Annotated in this window: 22 protein-coding genes and 3 tRNA genes; 3 read left to right on the top strand and 22 right to left on the bottom strand. The window is 71.9% G+C overall.

Annotation, left to right across the window (positions count from 1 at the left end; genetic code table 11):
• The 15 genes from ABD158_RS12155 to ABD158_RS12225 form a co-directional block, all read right to left on the bottom strand.
• On the bottom strand, positions 1-688 hold a 688-nt coding region (locus tag ABD158_RS12155; RefSeq protein WP_344007512.1), incomplete at its 3' end, for an MCE family protein.
• Complete coding sequence (locus ABD158_RS12160) at positions 685-1,872, bottom strand: MCE family protein (protein ID WP_344007514.1); 1,188 nt, start codon at positions 1,870-1,872, stop codon at positions 685-687. The genes ABD158_RS12155 and ABD158_RS12160, both read right to left, overlap by 4 nt.
• The gene (locus ABD158_RS12165) at positions 1,869-2,900 is read right to left on the bottom strand and encodes an MCE family protein (RefSeq protein WP_344007516.1); all 1,032 of its coding nucleotides are present in this window, start codon (positions 2,898-2,900) and stop codon (positions 1,869-1,871) included. The genes ABD158_RS12160 and ABD158_RS12165 overlap by 4 nt, the downstream gene beginning before the upstream one ends.
• On the bottom strand, positions 2,897-3,988 hold the full coding sequence (locus ABD158_RS12170; RefSeq protein ID WP_344007518.1) for an MCE family protein: 1,092 nt from the start codon (positions 3,986-3,988) through the stop codon (positions 2,897-2,899). Before ABD158_RS12170 ends, ABD158_RS12165 begins: the two co-directional genes overlap by 4 nt.
• Positions 3,985-5,313, bottom strand: a complete 1,329-nt coding sequence (locus ABD158_RS12175) for an MCE family protein (protein ID WP_344007520.1) — start codon at positions 5,311-5,313, stop codon at positions 3,985-3,987. The genes ABD158_RS12170 and ABD158_RS12175 overlap by 4 nt, the downstream gene beginning before the upstream one ends.
• Positions 5,313-6,140 carry an MlaE family ABC transporter permease gene (locus ABD158_RS12180; RefSeq protein ID WP_344007522.1) on the bottom strand — a complete coding sequence of 276 codons (828 nt, stop codon included), beginning with the start codon at positions 6,138-6,140 and terminating at the stop codon, positions 5,313-5,315. Before ABD158_RS12180 ends, ABD158_RS12175 begins: the two co-directional genes overlap by 1 nt.
• Positions 6,141-6,144: 4 nt before the next feature.
• Positions 6,145-6,930, bottom strand: a complete 786-nt coding sequence (locus ABD158_RS12185; RefSeq protein WP_344007523.1) for an MlaE family ABC transporter permease — start codon at positions 6,928-6,930, stop codon at positions 6,145-6,147.
• 1 nt (position 6,931) lies between these two features.
• Positions 6,932-7,885: an ABC transporter ATP-binding protein gene (locus ABD158_RS12190; protein WP_344007524.1), complete on the bottom strand. Its 954-nt coding sequence runs from the start codon at positions 7,883-7,885 to the stop codon at positions 6,932-6,934.
• 325 nt (positions 7,886-8,210) lie between these two features.
• Positions 8,211-8,600: a 50S ribosomal protein L7/L12 gene (gene rplL, locus ABD158_RS12195; RefSeq protein ID WP_344007526.1), complete on the bottom strand. Its 390-nt coding sequence runs from the start codon at positions 8,598-8,600 to the stop codon at positions 8,211-8,213.
• A 54-nt stretch (positions 8,601-8,654) separates the two neighbouring features.
• On the bottom strand, positions 8,655-9,311 hold the full coding sequence (gene rplJ, locus ABD158_RS12200; protein WP_344007528.1) for a 50S ribosomal protein L10: 657 nt from the start codon (positions 9,309-9,311) through the stop codon (positions 8,655-8,657).
• A gap of 324 nt (positions 9,312-9,635) precedes the next feature.
• Positions 9,636-10,349, bottom strand: coding sequence for a 50S ribosomal protein L1 (gene rplA, locus ABD158_RS12205; protein WP_344007530.1), 714 nt, complete (start codon positions 10,347-10,349; stop codon positions 9,636-9,638).
• Between the two features lie 82 nt (positions 10,350-10,431).
• Positions 10,432-10,860, bottom strand: a complete 429-nt coding sequence (rplK, locus tag ABD158_RS12210) for a 50S ribosomal protein L11 (RefSeq protein WP_344007532.1) — start codon at positions 10,858-10,860, stop codon at positions 10,432-10,434.
• Positions 10,861-10,989: 129 nt separating this feature from the next.
• Positions 10,990-11,871 carry a transcription termination/antitermination protein NusG gene (gene nusG / locus ABD158_RS12215; protein WP_425573198.1) on the bottom strand — a complete coding sequence of 294 codons (882 nt, stop codon included), beginning with the start codon at positions 11,869-11,871 and terminating at the stop codon, positions 10,990-10,992.
• A gap of 60 nt (positions 11,872-11,931) precedes the next feature.
• Positions 11,932-12,192 carry a preprotein translocase subunit SecE gene (gene secE, locus ABD158_RS12220; RefSeq protein WP_425573194.1) on the bottom strand — a complete coding sequence of 87 codons (261 nt, stop codon included), beginning with the start codon at positions 12,190-12,192 and terminating at the stop codon, positions 11,932-11,934.
• A gap of 66 nt (positions 12,193-12,258) precedes the next feature.
• Positions 12,259-12,331 (bottom strand) — tRNA-Trp (locus tag ABD158_RS12225).
• A gap of 219 nt (positions 12,332-12,550) precedes the next feature.
• On the opposite strand from ABD158_RS12225, the gene ABD158_RS12230 reads away from it, so the two are divergent.
• Genes ABD158_RS12230 through ABD158_RS12240 form a run of 3 tightly spaced genes read left to right on the top strand, consistent with a single transcriptional unit; the run spans position 12,551 to position 15,493 of the window.
• Positions 12,551-13,801 (top strand): aspartate aminotransferase type Ic, encoded by a 1,251-nt coding sequence (locus ABD158_RS12230; protein WP_344007994.1) that lies wholly within the window; start codon positions 12,551-12,553, stop codon positions 13,799-13,801.
• Between the two features lie 10 nt (positions 13,802-13,811).
• Positions 13,812-14,855, top strand: coding sequence for an adenosine deaminase (locus tag ABD158_RS12235; RefSeq protein WP_344007536.1), 1,044 nt, complete (start codon positions 13,812-13,814; stop codon positions 14,853-14,855).
• 26 nt (positions 14,856-14,881) lie between these two features.
• Positions 14,882-15,493 (top strand): DUF4190 domain-containing protein, encoded by a 612-nt coding sequence (locus ABD158_RS12240; RefSeq protein ID WP_344007538.1) that lies wholly within the window; start codon positions 14,882-14,884, stop codon positions 15,491-15,493.
• A gap of 50 nt (positions 15,494-15,543) precedes the next feature.
• On the opposite strand, the gene ABD158_RS12245 is transcribed toward ABD158_RS12240, so the two are convergent.
• The 7 genes from ABD158_RS12245 to ABD158_RS12275 form a co-directional block, all read right to left on the bottom strand.
• Positions 15,544-16,521, bottom strand: a complete 978-nt coding sequence (locus ABD158_RS12245; protein WP_344007540.1) for a CAP domain-containing protein — start codon at positions 16,519-16,521, stop codon at positions 15,544-15,546.
• A gap of 58 nt (positions 16,522-16,579) precedes the next feature.
• Complete coding sequence (locus ABD158_RS12250; RefSeq protein ID WP_344007542.1) at positions 16,580-17,671, bottom strand: UDP-N-acetylmuramate dehydrogenase; 1,092 nt, start codon at positions 17,669-17,671, stop codon at positions 16,580-16,582.
• Entirely contained in the window at positions 17,664-18,056 is a 393-nt protein-coding gene (locus tag ABD158_RS12255; protein WP_344007544.1) for a MaoC/PaaZ C-terminal domain-containing protein, read from the bottom strand. The genes ABD158_RS12250 and ABD158_RS12255 overlap by 8 nt, the downstream gene beginning before the upstream one ends.
• Entirely contained in the window at positions 18,053-18,493 is a 441-nt protein-coding gene (locus tag ABD158_RS12260; RefSeq protein ID WP_344007546.1) for an FAS1-like dehydratase domain-containing protein, read from the bottom strand. Before ABD158_RS12260 ends, ABD158_RS12255 begins: the two co-directional genes overlap by 4 nt.
• Before the next feature lie 125 nt (positions 18,494-18,618).
• On the bottom strand, positions 18,619-18,789 hold the full coding sequence (rpmG, locus tag ABD158_RS12265; RefSeq protein ID WP_221024354.1) for a 50S ribosomal protein L33: 171 nt from the start codon (positions 18,787-18,789) through the stop codon (positions 18,619-18,621).
• Positions 18,790-18,827: 38 nt separating this feature from the next.
• Positions 18,828-18,904: transfer RNA gene (locus tag ABD158_RS12270), tRNA-Met, on the bottom strand.
• Positions 18,905-18,949: 45 nt separating this feature from the next.
• A tRNA-Thr gene (locus ABD158_RS12275) sits at positions 18,950-19,022 on the bottom strand.
• Between the last annotated feature and the right edge of the window lie 51 nt (positions 19,023-19,073).

Raw genomic sequence — 19,073 nt, forward strand, 5'->3', positions numbered from 1 at the left:
GCTCGATGGTGTCGGTCTGGTCGTTGGCCGACTTCGAGAGCTCGTTGAGGGAGTCGATCGCGTCGACGATGTCCTCCTTGTTGTCGTCGGCGACCGTCGCGAAGCGGTTGAGCCGGCGCAGCGCGGAGCGCAGCTCGGGCTCGCGGCCGTCGAGCGCGTTGTTGAGCTCCTGGGTGATGACCTGCAGCTGTCCGATCCCGCCGCCGTTGAGCAGCAGGCTGAGCGCGCCGAGGACCTCCTCGACCTCCGGGTTGCGACCCGTGCGCTCGAGCGGGATCATCGCGCCGTCCTCCAGCGGGCCCGCCTCGGTGCTGCTGCCCTCGGGGGCCTCGAGCGAGACGAACTTCTCGCCCAGCAGGCTGGTCTGGCGGATCCGGGCGAAGGTGTCGGCCGGCAGGCCGAGGTCGCTCTGGACCTCCATCTCGACGACCGCCGTGTAGCCGTCGACGCGGATGTCGGTGATCTTCCCGACGTCGACGTCGTCGACCTTCACGTTGGACTGCGGCACGAGGTCCATCACGTCGCGGAACTGCGCGGTAACCGTCATCGGGTCGTCGCCGGTGTCGGGCCCGCCGGGCAGCGGGATCGAGAAGACGCTGAACTCGCAGGACGACAGCAGCACCACGCCGACCAGCGCGAGGACGACGGCGCGCGCGCGGCGGGCGAGCCGGGAGGTGGTGGTCCTCATCGGGTCACCTCCACGAGACCGGCCAGGGTGGGGTCGAAGCTCTCGCGGGGCCCGAGCTCCGGCACGGGCTGCGCCCCGCCGCCGAGCGGGGCCGCCCGCGGGTTCTCGAACTCGATGTCGCCGAGGAGGTCGTTGCAGAGGTCCTCGGGGTCGCTCTGCCCCGTGCCGCCGGGTCGCAGGATGCTGCACAGCGCCTGGCCCGGCTTGGTGATCAGCTGGCCGATCCCCTCCGTCAGGTTCGCGCGCGTGTCCAGGGTGCCGGCGTCGCGGTTGTAGGTGCCGCCCAGGTTGTTGAGCGCGATCGGGGCGGTCCGGAGGATCTCGTCGAAGGCGTCGCGCTTGTCGACGAGGATCTGGGTCACCCGCCGGAGCCCGCGGATGTTGCGGCCCAGCTCCCCGCGGTTGTCTCGGACGAACGTGGCGACCTCGGTCGTGGCGGTGCCGAGGTTGCGCAGCGCCGCCGCCAGGTCCTCGCGCTCGTCGGCCAGCACGTCGGAGACGTCCGCGATCGACTCGTTGAAGTCCCGCACCGTCTGGTCGTTGTCGGCGAGCGTCTGGATGAACCCGTCCAGGTTGTCGATGCTCGCGAACAGGTTGTCCTTGTTGTTGTCGAGCGTCTCGGTGAGGCGGCCCAGGTCGGTGACCGTCTGGTTGAAGCGCTCGCCCTGGCCGCCGAAGTTGCGGGAGGCCTGCGCGAGGAGGTCCGACAGCGCTCCGTTGCTGTTGGCGCCCTCCGGGCCGACGGCCACGGTCAGGTCGTTGAGGCCGTCGTAGATCTGGTCCAGCTCCAGCGGGACCTCGGTGCGGTCCTGCGGGATCTCGGCCCCGTCCGCCATCGGGGTGTCGCCCTCGCTGAAGGCCGGCGTGAGCTGCACGAAGCGGTCGCCGACCACCGAGGGCGCGATGATCACGGCACCGGCGTCCTCGGGCACCTGGACGCCCTCGGAGTCGACGAACATGGTCACCTCGACGCGCGTCCCCTGCGGCTCGACCGTCTCGACCTTGCCGACCGGGACGCCGAGGATCCGCACGTCGCTGCCCTCGAAGATCGAGATGGTGCGGGGGAAGTACGCCGTGATCGTCGTGCGGTCCGGGGTCGAGAAGACGACCACGGCCGCCGTGGCGACGAGGGCGAGGATGACGAGCGGGACCGCGAAGCGGCCGAGCCCGGCCAGGCGCTTCACCGACGACCACCGCCCGCGCCGCCGTTGCCGCCGTTGCCGCCGCCGGTGGCACCACCGACCGCGTCCCCGAACGACGGGAGCGTCGTCGGGAAGTTGTCGATGAGGGTGTCGAACCACGGGCCGGTGCCCAGCGTGTTCTGGAAGACCCGGTAGAAGGGCACCATCAGGTCCAGGCTCTCCTCGAGGTTGTCCTCGTTGCGCAGCAGCGTGTCCTCGACGTTGCCGAGCTTGCGCAGGGCGGGTCGCAGGTCGTCGCGCGACTCCCGCACCAGCCGCGTCAGCTCCACCGACAGCTCGGAGGTCGCGTCCAGCAGGTCGCTGATCGCCTGGCGTCGCGCGACCACCGCCCGGAACAGCACGTCGGCGTCCTCGAGGAGCGCCACGATGTCGTCGTCGCGGGCCTCGAGCGTCCCCGAGACGTCCTCGAGGTTGCCGAGCAGCTCGTTGAGCTCCTCGTCGCGGGAGGCGAGGGTGTCGGAGATGGCCGACACGCCGGTCAGGGCGGCGCGGAACTCCTCGGGCGTCTCGCGGGTCAGGTCGGCCAGCGTCGTGAAGGAGTCCGCGAGCTGGCCGGTGTCGAGCTCGCGGGTGGTCTCGCCGAGCCCCTCGAAGGCCTGCACCACGTCGTACGGCGAGGCGGTGCGGTCCATCGGGATGGTCGACTCGGCCGCGAGCTGCCCGGTCCCGGACGGCTCGAGGGCCAGGAACATGGACCCCAGCAGGGTCTTGATCCGGATCGAGGCGCCGGTGTCCTGGCCGAAGCCGGTGTCCTCCTCGATGCGGAAGCGGACCTTGACCCGGTCGCCGTCGAGCTCCACGGCCTCGACGACGCCGACCCTCACGCCGGCGACGCGGACCTCGTCGTCGGCCTGCAGGCCGCCGGCCTCGCTGAACTCGGCGTAGTAGATGTCGCCGCCGCCGATGATCGGCAGGTCGCTGGCCCGGAAGGCGGCGGTCATCAGCGCGGCGATCAGGGCGAACCCGATGGCGCCGATGATGACGGGGTTGCGCTCGCGGAAGGGCTTCATCCGAGGTTGCACCTCTCCCCGAGCGTGGTCCCGGGGAAGTCCTCGGGGTAGTTGATCGAGAGGTTGCTCCGACCGTCGAGCAGCAGGTCGCGGATCGGCTTCGGGAGCGCCGAGACGTCGAGGCGGCCCTCGAAGTTGCAGAGGTAGAAGTTGAAGTAGGAGCCGTACACGGCGGTCCGCCCGATCTTGCGCAGCTTGATGGGCAGGACCTGCAGGGCCCGGTCGATCTCGGCGGTGTCGCGGGGGCGGTCGAGGTTGCCGGCGAGGCGGTCGAGCTGGCGGATGTCCTGCACCAGCGGCGGGCGCGCCCCCGACACCAGGTCGGCGGTCTCCACGGCCAGGTCGGAGATGCCCTCGAGCGAGTCCAGCAGCGGGCGACGGTCCGAGCGCAGCCCCGAGACCAGGGTGCGGAAGTTGACGATCAGGTCGGACAGCTCGTCCTCGCGGTTGCCGACCGTCACCAGGATCCGGTTGAGGTTGGTGATCAGGTCGCCGATCAGCTGGTCGCGGTTGGCCAGCGTCGAGGTGACCGACGCGGTGCGCTCGAGCAGCGACTCCACGGTGCCGCCCTCGCCCTGGAAGACCTGGATGATCTCGCCCGACAGCTGGTTGAGGTCGGCGGGGCTCAGCGCCCGGAACAGCGGCTTGAAGCCGTTGAACAGCACGGTGAGGTCGAGGGCGGGGTCGGTGCGCTCGACCGGGATCACCGTCCCGACCGGCAGCCGGTCGGCGTCACCGATCTCCTGGGTGAGCGCGAGGTAGCGCTGACCGACGAGGTTGCGGTAGCGGATCGCCACGTCGGTGGCGCCGGTGACCGCGGTCTCCTCGGCGACGGTGAACGTGACCCGCGCGAGGTCGGTCTCGTCGACGACCTGCACGTCCTTGACCGTGCCGACCTTGACGCCGGCGACCCGCACGTCGTCGCCCTTGACGACGCCGGTGGCGTCGACGAAGTCGGCCTTGTACTCGCGCTGCTCACCGAAGGTGAGGTTGCCGATGGTGATGACCAGCAGGCTCGTGGCGAGCGCCGTCACCACGAAGAAGACGACGAGCTTGACGCCGTCGAGCACCAGGGCGCGGTTCCTCATCGCAGCTCCACCTCCGCGCCGCGGGCCATGGGTCCGAGCAGCAGGGGCCCGAGGTCGGGGACCTCGTCGGCGGCGACGCCCATCGCCGGGGCCAGCATGCTGCGCATCAGGGCGGCCTCGTCGGGACCGCCGACGAAGCCCGCGCCGTTCGAGCTGTAGCGCGGCAGGCCCTCGGCCGCGGGGCCGTCGACCGCCGAGCCGGGGGCGGGGCGCTGGTTGCCGGGGCTGCGCAGGGTCGCGTCGTTCACGCCGTCGTCGAAGTCGGGGATGTCGGTGAACTTGTTGCCCTGGTTGTACGACGGGTTCGGCAGCTCGCCGCAGTACGGCCCGTTGTCGGCGCCGAGCTGGGGCACCTCGTCGGGCGTGTAGGACCGCGGCTGCTGCGGCAGGAGCTCGAGGTTGATGTGCAGGGTGAAGTCCCGGAAGGCCTCCCCCTGGTCGGCGCCGGCGCCGACGATCCCGCCCAGCAGGCACGGGTACTCCGGGGCGTAGCGCGCCAGCACGGACAGCTGCTGGGGGCCGAGCTCGCTGAGACGGATCAGGTTGTCGCCGTTGTCCTCGAGGAACGTCTGCGCGGTGCCGGACAGCTGCGAGACGTCGCCGAGCAGCGCCGACAGCCGCTGCTCCCGGCCCTCGAGGGTGCCGAGGGTCGTCACGGAGTTGCGCAGGATGCTGCTCAGCTCGGGGATGACGTCGTTGTAGACGTCGGAGACCTCGGCGGTCAGCCGGAGGTCCTCCATCAGCGCCGGCAGCTCGGGGTTGAGCTTGCCCAGGTAGGAGTTCAGGCGCTCGATGTTGTCGCCGAGGCGGTCGCCGCGCCCCTCGAGCGCCGTGACCAGGGCGTTCAGCGTCATGTTGAGGTCGCCGGGCTGCACGGCGGTCAGCAGCGGCTCGAGGTCGGAGAGGACCTCCTCGACCTCCGTCGCGACGACCGTGCGGTCGATGACCGCGCCCTCGGCGATCGGCTCGTCGGTGCCGTTCGGCGGCGCGACGAGGTCGACCTCCTTCTGGCCGAACAGCGTCTTGGGGATGATCGAGCCGGTGACGTCGGCGGGGATGTCCTCGAGCTTGTCGGCGTACAGGCCCAGGGTGAGGCGGGCGCCGTCCTCGGTGACGTCGATCTCGCGGACCTCGCCCACGATCATGCCGCGGATCTTGACGTCCGCGCGCTGCGGCAGCTGCAGCCCGATCTTCGAGGTCTCGAGCGTGACCTCGCGGAAGTCGGTGAACTTCTGCGTGAAGATCGCGTAGGTCAAGTAGACCCCGAGGACGAGCATCACCAGGAAGATGATGCCGAGGGTCTTGTGCCACCTCAGGACGTTCATCAGCCGGCCAACCTCACCGTCGTGGTGGTGCCCCAGATCGCCATGGACAGCAGCAGGTCGAGCACGTTGACCGTGACGATGCTGGTGCGCACGGCGTAGCCCACGGCGACGCCGACCCCGGCGGGGCCGCCGGTGGCGTTGTAGCCGTGGTAGCAGTGGATGAGGATCACCGCGACCGCGAAGACCATCACCTTGCCGAACGACCAGAGCACGTCCTGCGGGGGCAGGAACTGGTTGAAGTAGTAGTCGTAGGTGCCGGCCGACTGGCCGAAGAACTGGGTCACCGTCAGGCGCGTCGCGAAGTAGGAGGACAGCAGGCCCACGACGTACAGCGGGATGATGGCGATGAGGCCGCCGATGATGCGCGTCGTCACCAGGAACGGCAGTGAGGGGATCGCCATCACCTCGAGGGCGTCGACCTCCTCGGAGATCCGCATGGCGCCGAGCTGGGCGGTGAAGCCGCAGCCCACCGTGGCCGCGAGGGCGATGCCCGCGACCAGCGGCGCGATCTCGCGGGTGTTGATGTAGGCCGACACGAACCCGGAGAAGGCGGCGGTGCCGATCTGGTCGAGCGCGGCGAAGCCCTGCAGGCCGACCTCGGTGCCGGTGAAGAACGACAGCCCGAGGATCACGCCCACCGTGCCGCCGATGACCGCCAGGGCGCCACTGCCGAGGGTGACCTCGGCGAGGATCCGCAGGATCTCCTTCTTGTAGCGCGAGATCGTGCGCGGGGTCCAGGCGAGGGCGCGCAGGTAGAAGGAGAGCTCCTGTCCGAGCCCCTCCAGCTTGCGCGCGGGCGCCTGCACCGTCGACTTCAACGTGGCCACGGCGTCAACCCGTCTTCGGTGGCACGAGCTGGAAGTAGATCGCGCTCATGGTGAAGTTGACGACGAACAGCAGCAGGAAGGTGATGACGACCGACTCGTTGACGGCGTCGCCGACGCCCTTGGGTCCGCCGCCGGCGTTCATGCCCTTGTAGCAGGCCACGATCGCCGCGATCAGCCCGAAGATCAGCGCCTTGATCATCCCCTGCCAGACGTCGGCGAGCTGGGCGAGCGCCGTGAAGCTGGCGAGGTAGGCGCCGGGGGTGCCGCCCTGGAGGATCACGTTGAACACGTAGCCCCCGGCGACGCCCACGACGCTGACGAGGCCGTTGAGGAAGACCGCGATCAGCATGCACGCGAGCACGCGCGGCACCACGAGACGCTGGATCGGGTCGATGCCCAGCACCATCATCGCGTCGAGCTCCTCGCGGATCTTGCGCGCGCCGAGGTCGGCGGCGATCGCCGACCCGGCGGCCCCGGAGATCAGCAGCGCGGTGGCGATCGGGCCGGCGTTGCGGACGACGGCGAGGACGGACGCCGAGCCGGTGAACGACTGTGCGCCGAACTGCTGGATCAGGCTGCCGATCTGCAGCGAGATGACGGCGCCGAACGGGATGGCGACGAGGGCGGTGGGGATGATCGTCACGGACGCGATGAACCACGCCTGCTGGATGAACTCCCGCAGCTGGAAGGGTCGCCGGAACAGCTGACGGCCGACGTCGAGGCCGAACGCGAACAGCTTGCCGGCGGTGCCGATGGGCGCGAGGACGCGCGAGTTCAGGGCCGTCGACACGTCATGCCCCTGCGAGGCTGGCGTTGTCGTCCTCGAAGGAGCCGGGGGGCGGGGTCACGCCGTTGTCGCGGCACCAGGCCCCGGGCTCGCGCTGGCTGCGGCGCGGGATGCCGTTGGAGGGCTCGATCTGCATCGGGATCGGCGGCAGCGGCGGCAGCTCCTGGTCCTTCTCGGCCTCGAGCTCGTCGGCGTCCTTCTCCTCGGACATGCCGATCGGACCGACGCGCTGGGCGTTGAGGAACTGACGGACCACGGGCTCCTCGGAGCTCAGCAGCATCTCGCGGGGGCCGAACATCGCCAGGTGCTTGTGGTAGAGCAGGCCGATGTTGTCGGGCACCGTGCGCGCGGTGTTGATGTCGTGGGTGACGATCAGGAAGGTCGCGTCGATCTGCGCGTTGAGGTCGACGATGAGCTGGTTCAGGAAGGCCGTGCGCACCGGGTCGAGACCGGAGTCCGGCTCGTCGAACAGCACGATCTCCGGGTCCAGGACCAGGGCGCGGGCGAGGCCGGCGCGCTTGCGCATGCCGCCGGAGATCTCGCCGGGCAGCTTGTCCTCCGAGCCCAGCAGACCGACCAGGTCCATCTTCTCCATGACCACGTCACGGACCTCGGACTCGGTCTTCTTGGTGTGCTCGCGCAGCGGGAAGGCGACGTTGTCGTAGAGGTTCATCGACCCGAACATCGCGCCGTCCTGGAACAGCACGCCGAAGAGCTTGCGGATCTCGTAGAGGTCGCGCTCCTTGCAGCTGGCGATGTCGACGCCCTCGATGACGATCGAGCCCCGGTCGGGCTTGAGCAGGCCGATCAGCGCCTTGAGGAACACCGACTTGCCCGTGCCGGAGGGGCCGAGCATCACGCAGATCTCCCCGGCCGGGATGGTGAGGGAGACGTCGCCCCAGATGAGCTGCTTGCCGAACGACTTCGTCAGCCCCTCGACGGCGATCTCGACGCCCATCCGTGCCTCCCTCTCGTCTGCGCACCCGACACCGGTGTCGATGCGGGCTCCCCCGAGACCCGGACCGTCCTGACAACGTGACGGACGCCGCAAGGTTACGTGCGTCTCGTCACTCCCGCCGGTGAATGCTAGTGCTCCGGTTACCCGTGAGTAAACACGCGGACACCGAACCGTGACCCCGGTGGGACCCGGTGGGTGGGACGCGACGAGGGGCGGCCACCCGGTCCGGGTGGCCGCCCCTCGTGGTGCAGCGGGTCGTGCAGGTGCGGCGCGGCGTGCGCCGGGCTCCGGGTCTCGACCCGGGCTCAGCGCCCGCGCCGCGGCGTCACTTCAGGGAGACGCTGGCGCCGGCGCCCTCGAGGGACTCCTTGGCCTTCTCGGCGACGTCCTTGGCGACCTTCTCGAGGATGGCCTTGGGGGCCGACTCGACGAGGTCCTTGGCCTCCTTCAGGCCGAGGGAGGTCAGGGCGCGCACCTCCTTGATGACGTTGATCTTCTTGTCACCGGCGGCCTCGAGGACGACGTCGAACTCGTCCTGCTCGGCGGCCTCCTCGCCGCCGGCGGCAGCGCCGCCCGCGGCGGGGGCGGCCGCGGCGACCGGAGCGGCCGCGGTGACGCCGAAGGTGTCCTCGAACTCCTTCACGAACTCGCTGAGCTCGATGAGGGTCATCTCCTTGAACTGGTCGAGGAGGTCTGCGGTGGAGAGCTTCGCCATGGTGGCTTCCTTCCTAGGAACTACGGATCGGGTGAGGGTGGTGCGGGGTGGAGCTCAGGCCTCGGTCGACGCGGCCGCGGGGGCCTCGTCGGTGGCTGCCTCGTCGGTGGCCACGTCGTCGGACGTCGCCTCGTCGGCAGCGTCCGCGGCAGGAGCCTCGGCCGGGGTGCCGGCGCCGCCCGCGAGGACCGAGGGGTCCTCGGTCGCCTTCGCCTCGAGGGCGCCGGCGAGGCGGGCCATCTGGGCGATCGGGGCGTTGAGCAGGTAGACGGCCTGGCTCAGCGAGGCCAGCATCGCGCCCGCCATCTTGCCGAGCAGCACCTCGCGCGACTCCAGGTCGGCCAGCTTGGCCACCTGGGAGGCGTCGACGGGGTTGCCGTCCAGGATCCCGCCCTTGATGACCAGCGCGGGGTTCGCCTTGGCGAAGTCGCGCAGGCCCTTGGCGGCCTCGACCACGTCGCCCGAGATGAAGGCGATGGCGGTCGGACCGGTGAGCAGGTCGTCGAAGCCCTCGATGCCGACCTTGCGGGCGGCGATCTTGGCGAGGGTGTTCTTCACGACCGCATAGCTGGCGTTGTCGCCCAGCGAGCGACGCAGCTCCTGGAGCTGCTTCACGTCGAGACCGCGGTACTCGGTCAGCACGGCGCCGGCGGATCCGTTGAACGAGTCGACGATCTCCGCCACCGCGGCGTCCTTGTCAGGTCGCGCCATGGGTCTCCTTCCGTCGATCGGTGCGTGGGTCCGGGCGGTCGCCCGGTCCCCGCCGCGTCACGTCGGACGGAAGGGCCGCGAAATGCAGGACGCCCCGTGCAGGTGCACAGGGCGGATGGCGCGACTCGCGCCTCACTCGGTGTCACCTGCGCAGGTCGCCCGCGATAGCGGGTCCTTCGGACCACCCCTCGCGAGGTGGCCGACCGACGGTCTTCGGCTACGGGAGGAGACCTTACGGGGCCGGGGGCGCCGACACCAAAACGCCGCGGACGACGAACGGCCCGCCCCCTCGCGGGGACGGGCCGTCCGGACGTGCGGCGTGGCTCAGGCCTCGTCGGCGCTGGCGACGTCCTTGGTGCGGTTCGGGTCCACGGGGATGCCGGGGCCCATCGTCGTGGAGAGCGTGATCTTGCGGATGTAGCGGCCCTTGGAGCTGGCCGGCTTGAGCCGCAGCACCTCCTCGAGGGCGGCGGCGTAGTTCTCCGCCAGCGAGGCCTGGTCGAACGAGGCCTTGCCGATGATGAAGTGCAGGTTCGAGTGGCGGTCGACGCGGAACTCGATCTTGCCGCCCTTGATGTCGGACACGGCCTTGGCCACGTCCGGCGTCACGGTGCCGGTCTTCGGGTTCGGCATGAGGCCGCGGGGGCCGAGGACCCGGCCGAGACGCCCGACCTTGCCCATCATGTCGGGGGTCGCGACCACGGCGTCGAAGTCGAGCCAGCCGCCGTTGACCTTCTCGATCATGTCGTCGCCGCCGACGTGGTCGGCGCCGGCCTCACGGGCGGCGTCGGCCTTCTCGGCGTTGGCGAAGACCAGCACGCGGGCCGTCTTGCCGGTGCCGTGGGGCAGGTTCACGGTGCCGCGGACCATCTGGTCGGCCTTGCGGGGGTCGACCCCGAGGCGCATGACGACGTCGACGGTCTCGTCGAACTTCTTCTTCGAGACCTCGCGCGCCAGCTCGATGGCGTTGTACGGCGAGTGCAGGGCGTCCGCGTCGATCTTCTCGGCGGCGGCCCGGTAGGTCTTGCTGCGCTGCATGTGTCGTCCCTCCTGGACGGATGTGGTGCGTGAGCCAGCGCGTGGCTCTCCCACGGGGTGTGCGGTGATCAGGGAGTGCGGGTCACTCGGTGGTGACGCCCATGGAGCGGGCGGTGCCCTCGACGATCTTCATGGCGCCCTCGACGTCGTTCGCGTTGAGGTCGGGGAGCTTGGTCGTGGCGATCTCGCGGATCTGGTCCTTGGTCAGCTTGCCCACCTTGTCGGTGTGCGGGGTGCTGGAGCCCTTGGCCAGGCCGGCGGCCTTCTTGATCAGCTCGGCGGCCGGCGGGGTCTTCGTGACGAACGTGAAGGACCGGTCCTCGAAGATGGTGATCTCGACCGGGATCACGTTGCCGCGCATGGCCTCCGTCTGGGCGTTGTACGCCTTGCAGAACTCCATGATGTTGACGCCGTGGGGACCGAGCGCCGTACCGACCGGCGGAGCCGGGGTGGCCGCACCGGCCTGGAGCTGCACCTTGACCAGCGCAGCGATCTTCTTCTTGGGAGGCATGTCGCCCTCTCTCTCGTGTGGTCATGACGGGGCGGGTGCCCCTGCCACAGGTTTCCTGGTGGTGCTGGTGGTGCTGGTGGTCGCCTCCGGCGTCCACCCCTCACCGGGGTCCCGACGCGCGGGCTCGGGTCAGACCTTCTGGATCTGGCCGAAGCTCAGCTCGACCGGGGTCTCCCGGCCGAAGATCTCGACCAGGGCCTTGACCCGCTGGGACTCGGCGTTGATCTCGGTGATGGTCGCGTGGAGCGTGGCGAACGGGCCGTCGACGACCATGACCGAGTCGGACACGTCGAAGTCGGCGACCTCGATGGCCGGCTTGCGGGCCGCGCCGCCGGTGGTGGCCCCACCGGACCCCGAGGTCTGGCCGGCGGCGGCCGCCTCGGACTCCGCGGCGGCCATGACGGCCGGGGCCAGCATGTTCTCGACCTCGGTCATGCTCAGCGGCACGGGCTGGTGGCTGTGGCCGACGAAGCCGGTCACCGACGGCGTGTGACGCACCGCGGACCAGGACTCGTCGGTCAGGTCCATGCGGACCAGCACGTAGCCGGGGAGGACGGTGCGGCGGACCATCTTGCGCTGACCGTTCTTGATCTCGGCGACCGTCTCGGTCGGCACGACGATCTCGTGGATCAGCTCCTCCATGTTGAGGGAGATGATGCGGTTCTCGAGGTTGGCCCGCACCCGGTTCTCCATGCCGGAGTAGGTGTGGACCACGAACCAGTCGCCAGGCTTGGCCCACAGCTCGCGCCGGAACGCCTCCAGCGGGTCCTCAGGCTCGGCGTCCTCGGGCTCGGCGTCCTCGGCGGCGTCCACCTCGGTGTCGGGGCCGTCCTCGCCGAGCTCGTCGGCGTCCTCGGTCGGCTCCTCGCCCAGCTCACGGTCCTCGACCGGCTCGACGATCGTGGTCGACTCGGCTCCGTCGGGGCTCTCCGGGTCGGTGATGACCGGCTGCCCGTCGGGCTGGGTGTCGTCAACGTCGTACTGCTCGGACACGCGTGGGGTTCCTCGGATCTCGTCTCGCGGGTGGGGGTGGGGCGCCCGGAGGGCGCCACCAGCGACTCAGGTGGGGGCTCAGGCGCCGTCGGGCGCGAAGACCTCGAAGACCAGGCGGCCGAAGCCGAGGTCCAGCAACGAGACCAGCGCGATCATGAACAGCACGAACACCATCACCACGATGAAGTAGGTCACCAGCTGCTGCTGGGTCGGCCACACCACCTTGCGCAGCTCGGCGACGACCTGACGCAGGAACGTGATCGGGTTGGTGCGCCCGCCGCCGGGGCCGTCCCCGCGCGAGTCGTCCCGCGAGCTGCGCACTGCGCTGCTGTCGGTCACGCCCGATCACCTTCGTCTCGTCGTTGCTGCCGGTCCACGTCTGGGTCGACGCTCTGGGTCGATTCGCAGGGCACGAGGGACTTGAACCCCCAACCTTCGGTTTTGGAGACCGATGCTCTGCCAGTTGAGCTAGTGCCCTTCGACGCTGTGCGCGCCGGTGCCGTCGTCCCGGGTTGCGCGCGCGGCGCGACGCCGGTCCTCGGACACCAAAGGTGGAGTCTACGGGCGCCCCCACCCCAAGTCGAACCGACCCGGCACCGGCGCCCGGGCGCGGCGCCGTCCGGCGGGTGTCCGCCGCGGATGCGACGATGGGACGGTGAGCCAGCCGACCAGCGTCCCCACCACCCCGCTGAGCCAGATGTCGCCCGACGAGCTGACGGCGTTCCTCGACGCCGCGCGCTCGTCGTACGACGACCTCACGCGCCGCGGGCTGTCCCTCGACCTGACCCGCGGCAAGCCCGCGCCGGAGCAGCTCGACCTCGCCGACGGCCTGATGTCGCTGCCCACGACGACCACCGACTCCACCGGCACCGACGTGCGCAACTACGGCGGCCTGCAGGGTCTCGGCGACCTCCGCGACATCTTCGGCGAGCTGCTCGGCGTGCACGCCGACCGACTTGTCGCGGGTGGCACCTCCAGCCTCGTGATGATGCGCGACGTCCTCGTCGACCTGTGGCTCAAGGGCGGCCCCGGCGGCGGGCGCCCGTGGGGCGCCGAGGAGACCGTGAAGTTCCTGTGCCCCTCCCCCGGCTACGACCGTCACTTCACCCTGACCTCCTGGTTCGGCATCGAGAACGTCCCCGTGCCGATGACCGACGAGGGCCCGGACCTGGACGCCGTCGAGGCGCTGGTCGCCGAGGACCCGACGATCAAGGGGATGTGGGTCGTCCCGACGTACGCGAACCCCACCGGCACCGTCGTGTCCGACGCGGTGGCCGCCCGCCTGGCCGCGATGCCGACCGCGGCCGACGACTTCACGATCCTGTGGGACAACGCCTACGCGCTGCACCACCTCACCGACACCGAGCACCGCAGCGCCGACCTGATCGGCGCCTGCGCGGAGGCGGGCCACCCCGACCGGGCCGTCATGTTCGCCTCGACGTCGAAGATCTCGTGGGCCGGCGCCGGGGTCGCGTTCCTCGCGGGCTCGGAGGCCACGGTGTCCTGGTACCTGCACCACCTGGGCCAGGGCTCCATCGGCCCGGACAAGGCCAACCACCTGCGCCACGTGCAGCTGTTCGGCTCCGCCGACGGCGTGCGCGAGCACATGGCCAAGCACCGGGCCCTGATCGCCCCGAAGTTCGCGGCCGTCGACAAGGCCCTGACCCACTCCCTCGCCGGGCTCGGCATCGCGGAGTGGACCCGGCCCAAGGGCGGCTACTTCGTCAGCCTGGACGTGCTGCCGGGCACCGCCTCGCGGGTGATCTCGCTCGCCAAGGACGCCGGCGTCGCGCTCACCCCGGCCGGCTCCGCGTTCCCTGGTGCCGACCCGGAGGACCGCAACATCCGCCTCGCGCCGACGTTCCCCCCGCTGGACTCGGTGGTCGAGGCGATGGAGGCGGTGGCCACGTGCGTGCGTCTCGCCGCCGCCGAGAAGCTGGCGGGCTGAGCCCACCCCCGTGCCCTCCCCCGTCGCCCGGCGGCCGCTCGAGACGCTGCCCAAGGCGCACCTGCACCTGCACTTCACCGGGTCGATGCGCCACGGCACGCTCCTCGAGCTGGCCGCACGCGACGGCATCCACCTGCCCGAGTCGCTGGTCGCCGACTGGCCGCCGCGGCTGTCGGCGGCCGACGAGAAGGGCTGGTTCCGCTTCCAGCGCCTGTACGACGTCGCGCGGTCGGTGCTCCGCACCCCCGACGACGTCCGGCGCCTGCTGCGCGAGGCCGCCGAGGACGACGCCGTCGACGGCGGACGGTGGCTCGAGATCCAGGTCGACCCCAGCGGCTACGCCGCGCGCTTCGACGGGATCACCGCGTTCACCGAGCTGGTGCTGGACGCCGCGGCGGAGGCCACCCACCTGACCGGGGTCCCGGTCGCGGTGGTGGTGGCGGCCAACCGCACCCGTCACCCGATGGACGCGCGCACGCTCGCGCGTCTCGCGGGCCAGTACGCCGGACGGGGCGTCGTGGGCTTCGGGCTGTCCAACGACGAGCGCCGCGGCACGACGGCCGACTTCGCGCCGGCCTTCCGGATCGCGGAGCGCGCCGGGCTCGCGCTGGTCCCCCACGGCGGCGAGCTGCTGGGAGCCGCCAGCGTGCGCACCTGCCTGGACGTCCTGCACGCCGACCGCCTCGGTCACGGCGTCCGCGTGGTCGAGGACCCCGCCCTGCTGGCCCGGGTCGCCGAGGCCGGGGTCGCCCTCGAGGTGTGCCCGACCTCCAACGTCTCCCTCGGCGTGCACCCCGACCTGTCCTCGGTGCCGCTGCCCGAGCTGCTGGAGGCGGGCGTGGCCGTCGCCCTCGGCGCCGACGACCCCCTGCTGTTCGGCTCCCGGCTCGCCGCCCAGTACGCGACCATGCGCGCCGCCCACGACCTCGACGACGCCACCCTCGCCGAGCTCGGTCGGATGTCGCTGCGCGCGGCGCGCATGCCCGAGACCCTGCGCTCCGTCCTGCTGGGCGAGGTCGACGCCTGGCTCGCCGCGCCGCCGCCCGACGCCTGAGGCCCGCCTTTGGCACACTGGGGGCCGTGAGCGATTCCGACCCCTCCGAGCGGTGGCGCGAGATCAACGACGACGCGGAGCGTCGGGCCCGGTCCGAGGACGCCCCCACGCAGTACGGCGGGTCCCCGACGGGCACCCCCGAGCCCGGCGCGGGCTCGCACGGCTGGCCGTCGTCCGGTCGGGACGAGCACGGCCGTGACCCCTACGGCCAGCAGCAGGGCGGCTACGGCCAGGACCCCTACGGCCAGCAGCAGGGCGGCTACGGCTACGGCCAGCCGCCGTACGGGCAGGCCCCCTACGGCCAGCCCGGGTACGGCGCGCAGCCGGCGTACGGGTACGGCTACGGGGCACCGGTGCGCCAGGACCACCCGCAGGCCATGACGGCGCTCGTGGTCGGCCTGGTCTCGACCCTGGGCTCGCTGCTGTGCGGGATCACGATCTTCCTGTCGCCGTGGGCGTGGATCGCCGGTCGCAGGGCCATGCGGGAGATCGACGCCTCCGGCGGCGCGCTGGGCGGCCGCGGCCAGGCGCAGACCGGCATGATCCTCGGGATCGTCGGCACGGTGCTGCTGGTGCTCGGCATCATCGGGATCGTGCTCGTCGTCGTCCTCGCGGTGGCGGGCTCCACCTCCCCCTGAGGCCGGCCCGGCCGTCCGAGGAGCGGCGTGCCCCGGGCCCCGGGGCCGGCTCAGTCCACGTCGACGGTGGTCGTGGTCCAGGTGATCGGCGTGGTGTCGCCGGCGACCTCCACCCCCGCGACGGTGACGACGACCTCGTGGTCGCCCGAGGAGACCGCGCGGGGGAGGTCGACCCGCCAGGTGACCAGGTGACCCGGTCCGAACGACGGCGGTGCGGTGCGCACGCCCGATACCTCGACCTCCCCGCCGTCCACGGTCATCCGCACCTGCGCACCGTCGAGGTCGACGTCGCCGCCGACGACCTCGAGCGACCAGTCGGCGAAGAGCCACGGCCGCGGGACGAAGCCGGCCGGGGGCCAGGCCACGGCGGTGCCGTCCGGCACCGGCCGGGTGTCGCTGAAGACCCACAGGGCGTTGCTCGAGCCCGTGGACCCCGAGCCGAAGACGCGCGCCGCGGGGTTGAGCAGCCAGCGACGGTGACCGAGCTCGGCGATGCCCGCGTCGTCGGTGTAGCCGACCATCGCGGCGGCGCCGGAGCGCCCGAGGAAGAGGTTCGAGCTGCCCGCCGCCGCTCTGCCGGCGCGCGACCAGCACCGCCAGCTGCGGGGCGGCGTGTGGCTGAGCGAGCCCTGGGCGCGCATCATGAGCGCCGCGGCGAGCGCCTTGCGGTTCAACGAGTCGCGCAGCGCGACCGGTCGGACCCCCGCGAGGTCGCGCAGCCGGTTGACGGTGGTGCGGGTGGCGCTCAGCGACGCGGCCGACTCGCGGCCGACCCGGCAGCCCTTCACCGAGCCCGTCCAGCCGGCACGCACCCGCTGGGCCCGCTGCACGTCGCGGTAGGCGGTGACGGCGGCGGCCCGGGTGGTGGCGCCGGGCGCCGGCGCGACCTCGCTCGCCGCGCTCGACGGAGCCGGGCCGGCGGCCGGTCCCGCGGCCGCGCCGCTCGGCACGAGCAGGGCCAGCGGGAGGGCCAGGGCGACGAGGGCCAGGGCGGCGAGGGCCGGCGGGCCCGGGCGGGGACGGGTCACGTCGGGATCGTAGGTCGCTCGCGGCCCCGGTGCGGCTCCGGTCTGGACCGGCTCGGGCCTAGAGGACGCAGCCGACGAGCACCGGCTCGTTGACCAGCCGCACGCCGTACGCCGCCTCGACGCCGTCGCGGACCTCGCGGGCCAGGGCCAGCAGCTCGTCGGTGGCGGCGCCGCCCCGGTTGGTCAGGGCCAGCGTGTGCTTGGTGGACAGCCCCACCCGGGCGTCCGGCGCGTCGAGGCCGTGGCCGCGCTCGAACCCGGCGTGCTGGATCAGCCAGGCGGCGGAGGTCTTGACGCCCCCGTCGGCGGGCCAGCGGGGCGCGTCCTCGGGCAGCCGGGCGGCGGCGGTCTCGTCGAGGACGGGGTTGGTGAAGAACGAGCCCGCGCTCCAGGTGTCGTGGTCGACGGCGTCGAGGACCATGCCCTTGCCGCGGCGCAGGCCCAGGACGGCGTCGCGGACCGCCGCCAGCGGAGCACGGGCGCCCTCGTCGACACCCAGGGCGCGGGCCAGCTCGGCGTACCTCACCGGGGCACCCAGCTCGCCACGCAGCAGCTGGAAGGTGACCTCGAGGACCACCCAGCGACCGGTCTCGCGCTTGAAGCGGCTGGAGCGGTAGCCGAAGTCGCACTCGGCGGCGCTGAGGGTGCGGCGGCGACGCTCGTGGCGGTCCCACACGGCGACGCTCCAGAGGGTCTGCGAGACGTCCTGCCCGTAGGCCCCGACGTTCTGCACCGGCGTCGCGCCGACCGAGCCGGGGATGCCGGAGAGCGCCTCGACGCCCACCCACCCGGACGCCGCCGCCCGCGCGCACAGCTCGTCCCAGTCCTCGCCGGCCGCCACGGTGACCAGCTCGCCGCCGCACGCGGGGTCGGACGAGGGCCGGCCCTCGGGGTCGGTGTCCGTGCGGACCCCGCGGGTCGCGACCTCGACCACCACGCCGTCGAACCCGGCGTCGGCGACGACGAGGTTGCTGCCGCCCCCGAGGACCAGGACCGGCTCACCGGCCCCGTCGGCGTCCGCGACCGCGGCGACGAGGTCGTCGGTGGTCGTGGCCCGCACCCACCGTCGGGCGGGCCCGCCCAGCCGCAGCGTGGTGTGGTCGCGCAGCAGCGGGGGCCCGGCCGCGTCGCCGGTCCGGTCGTCAGGCACGCACGACCGCCCGTGGGTTGCCGAGCACCTTCTTCTCGCCGCAGGTGACCGTCAGCGCCAGGGTGGCGAGACCGTCCTCGACCGCCTTCACGGTGCCGGCGACGACGACCTCGACCCCGTCGTCGTCGTCGGGCACCTCGACGGGCGCGGTGAACTTCGAGCCCAGCTCGACGACCTCCGCGCCGTCGGTCCACTCCGCCACCGCGCGGCCCGCCAGGCCGAGGGTGAGCATGCCGTGGGCGATCACGCCGGGCAGGCCGACGGCCGTCGCGACCCGGTCGGACCAGTGGATGGGGTTGAGGTCGCCGCTCGCCCCGGCGTAGCGCACGAGGTCCTCGCGGCGGACGACGAAGGTGCGGGGACCGAGCGCGTCACCGGCGTTCATGCGGCGCTCCCCTGCTCGTCGGTCCCGGTCCCGGCCCCGGGACGGTGGACGAGCGTGGCGGTCGCGGTGCAGACCGCTCGGCCCTCGTCGTCGACGACGGCGCTGGAGGTGCCGATGATGTCGTTGCCCGCCACGGTGCGCACCGAGGCGACGGTCAGGGTCGCGGTCAACCGGTCGCCCAGCCGGACGGGGCGGTCGTAGCGGAAGCGCTGGTCGCCGTGGACGATGCGCGACAGCTCGATGCCCTCGGCGGCGAGGAACGCGTTCATCGCGTCGAACGCGAGGACGATCGGGAAGGTGGGCGGGATCGCGGGCTCGTCCCCGCCCCCGGAGTCGCCGCCGGTGGCCGCGTTGAACTCGCGCACCTTCACGGCGGTCACGTCGTACGGGGCGGTCGGGGGGTAGCTGCGACCCACGAGGTCGTCGGCGAGCGGCATGTCGTCCAACCTATCGTCGGCGCGGGCGCGGGCGCCGGTCCGGGACGCAGCGAGGCGACCGGCCCCGGTGGGGGACGGTCGCCTCGGTGACTGCGTCTGCGGTGCGGCGCCGGGCGCCGCGGTGATCAGCGGGTCTCGCGGTGCGCGGTGTGGGTGCGGCAGCGCGGGCAGAACTTCTTCATCTCCAGGCGGTCCGGGTCGTTGCGCCGGTTCTTCTTGGTGATGTAGTTCCGCTCCTTGCACTCCACGCAGGCGAGGGTGATCTTGGGGCGAACGTCGGAGCTCTTGCTGGCCACGGCTGTGTCCTTCAGTCTCGGGTGTGGAGCGTCGTACGTGGTAGCGGAGGCGGGACTCGAACCCGCGACACCACGATTATGAGTCGTGTGCTCTAACCACCTGAGCTACCCCGCCGTGGACCGCGGCGCACGGCCGTCCACGACGGCCGACCCGGTCCAGAGCCCCTTTACGGAATCGAACCGTAGACCTTCTCCTTACCATGGAGACGCTCTGCCGACTGAGCTAAAGGGGCAACGCGGAAGAACGATACACACCGCCGTGTGGCGGGGTGAAATCGGCCTCC

This window comes from Nocardioides lentus, assembly GCF_039529515.1.
Classification (GTDB): domain Bacteria; phylum Actinomycetota; class Actinomycetes; order Propionibacteriales; family Nocardioidaceae; genus Nocardioides; species Nocardioides lentus.

Coding starts and splice junctions, on each gene's coding strand:
- rplL (WP_344007526.1), bottom strand. CDS start 8,600: ATGGCGAAGCTCTCCACCGCAGACCTCCTCGACCAGTTCAAGGAGATG.
- rplK (WP_344007532.1), bottom strand. CDS start 10,860: ATGCCTCCCAAGAAGAAGATCGCTGCGCTGGTCAAGGTGCAGCTCCAG.
- ABD158_RS12165 (WP_344007516.1), bottom strand. CDS start 2,900: ATGAAGCCCTTCCGCGAGCGCAACCCCGTCATCATCGGCGCCATCGGG.
- ABD158_RS12190 (WP_344007524.1), bottom strand. CDS start 7,885: ATGGGCGTCGAGATCGCCGTCGAGGGGCTGACGAAGTCGTTCGGCAAG.
- ABD158_RS12230 (WP_344007994.1), top strand. CDS start 12,551: ATGTCGCCCGACGAGCTGACGGCGTTCCTCGACGCCGCGCGCTCGTCG.
- ABD158_RS12175 (WP_344007520.1), bottom strand. CDS start 5,313: ATGAACGTCCTGAGGTGGCACAAGACCCTCGGCATCATCTTCCTGGTG.
- rplA (WP_344007530.1), bottom strand. CDS start 10,349: ATGCAGCGCAGCAAGACCTACCGGGCCGCCGCCGAGAAGATCGACGCG.
- rplJ (WP_344007528.1), bottom strand. CDS start 9,311: ATGGCGCGACCTGACAAGGACGCCGCGGTGGCGGAGATCGTCGACTCG.
- ABD158_RS12260 (WP_344007546.1), bottom strand. CDS start 18,493: ATGCCGCTCGCCGACGACCTCGTGGGTCGCAGCTACCCCCCGACCGCC.
- ABD158_RS12255 (WP_344007544.1), bottom strand. CDS start 18,056: ATGAACGCCGGTGACGCGCTCGGTCCCCGCACCTTCGTCGTCCGCCGC.
- ABD158_RS12170 (WP_344007518.1), bottom strand. CDS start 3,988: ATGAGGAACCGCGCCCTGGTGCTCGACGGCGTCAAGCTCGTCGTCTTC.